The organism is Streptomyces sp. SID3343 (assembly GCF_009865215.1).
In the GTDB taxonomy this organism is placed as follows: Bacteria; Actinomycetota; Actinomycetes; order Streptomycetales; family Streptomycetaceae; genus Embleya.
The window spans coordinates 1-206 of sequence record NZ_WWJX01000093.1 but is presented as its reverse complement, the minus strand read 5'-3'; the positions used below and the strand labels follow the sequence as shown (position 1 = coordinate 206).

General features: G+C 69.9%; 1 protein-coding gene. It reads right to left on the bottom strand.

Annotated elements, in window-relative coordinates:
- Positions 1-206: S8 family serine peptidase (locus tag GT354_RS02820; RefSeq protein WP_161354549.1), on the bottom strand; the 206-nt coding region annotated here is incomplete at both ends.

Sequence of the window (206 nt, the reverse complement as noted above, 5' to 3'; positions counted from 1 at the left end):
CTTGTTGGGGCCCCGCTCGGTGCGCTGCGCGGTCTGCTCGATCACGGTGCGGATCTGCATCGGGTTCCAGTCGTGGTGCAGGCTCTTGAGGACGGCGGCCAGACCGGAGACGTACGGGGCGGAGAAGCTGGTGCCGTTGTCGGTGCACTGGCCGTGGCCGGGCACCGTGGAGAGCATGTCGACGCCGGGCGCGGCCACCTTGACGA